The sequence below is a fragment of the Allobacillus salarius genome (assembly GCF_007559425.1).
Taxonomy (GTDB): domain Bacteria; phylum Bacillota; class Bacilli; order Bacillales; family Alkalibacillaceae; genus Allobacillus; species Allobacillus salarius.
This window is the reverse complement of record NZ_VMHE01000079.1, coordinates 1-907: the sequence shown is the minus strand read 5'-3', so window position 1 is coordinate 907 and position 907 is coordinate 1. Positions and strand designations below refer to the sequence as shown.

The 907-nt window shown below is 49.0% G+C and carries 2 protein-coding genes; both read right to left on the bottom strand.

The features are described 5' to 3' along the window. Positions 1-286 (bottom strand): hypothetical protein (locus FPQ13_RS13180; protein ID WP_425456879.1); only part of this gene is annotated, 286 nt, incomplete at its 3' end. Beyond that, positions 243-907, bottom strand: a 665-nt coding sequence (mbpB, locus tag FPQ13_RS13175; protein ID WP_144089744.1) for a mobilization protein MbpB, incomplete at its 5' end; no start/stop codon positions are given. The genes mbpB and FPQ13_RS13180, both read right to left, overlap by 44 nt.

The following is a 907-nucleotide window of genomic DNA, read 5'->3' as shown; positions in this document are numbered from 1 at the left end:
CATAACCGCCGTTTTTCATTCTGTACCCCTGCCGTTCAAAGTCCGACAATACGTTTTTTAGGCGATTTTCGGCACTTTCGAGGCTTTTCCCGTCTATTTGTACCTTTCGGGATGTTGCATCCTCTATGCGCTTTGTATAGGCTTCAATACGTCCCATTTCTTGAAAAAACAGTTCTATCGCAAGCTGCGGGTTAACCTTTGGTGCTGTGTCTTTTCTTTTCCGGGGGCTGTACTGTCCCTGCTTAACGGTGGAAGCTACCGCTTCCGGATGTGAGTTTGTTTCCATGAGATATGTTCATTGAGTTATATTTCAGTTTGCTTTGTGTCCGCTCGATATGGGCGAGAGTGTAGCCTTTCCCTATCTCGCTCGCCTTATACTCCGTACCGCTTCGGGCTGTGACGTAGTAGCCGTTAAGTTTTCCGGTGCTTGCCCTGGCTTCCCGAACTTTAAAACCTCTCCTACCAAGTTCTTCCTTGAATTTAGTCAAGTCAAAGCCCTGCATCTTCTTCAATACGTCGTCCATGGCTTCCTTGATTTCCGCTTTGTTGGCTTTGCCGATGTCCTGCGACTGTACAAAGTTCCGTTCCTTGGCTATGGCGTTGGCGGCTTCCGTTGCCTTTTTCCCTATCCAGTTATCCCGGTACAGTTCCCCGGAAAGGGAAACCCGGTTTGCCAGTATATGCAGGTGGGCTTGTTCTTTTTTGCTCTCCGTACCGCTGTGCCGGATGATGATGTACTGGTGGTTCGCCAGCCCCATGCGCTGCATGAAGTCGTTACCAAGTTCCGCCCAGTCCGCATCCGTAAAGGTGGCGCTTTCCTCTATCGAAGGACTGACCTCGAAACGTAGGCAATTGTTTTTTACGTTCGGAAAATCAGCGTGGTATGGTTTCATTTCCTGTACCATTT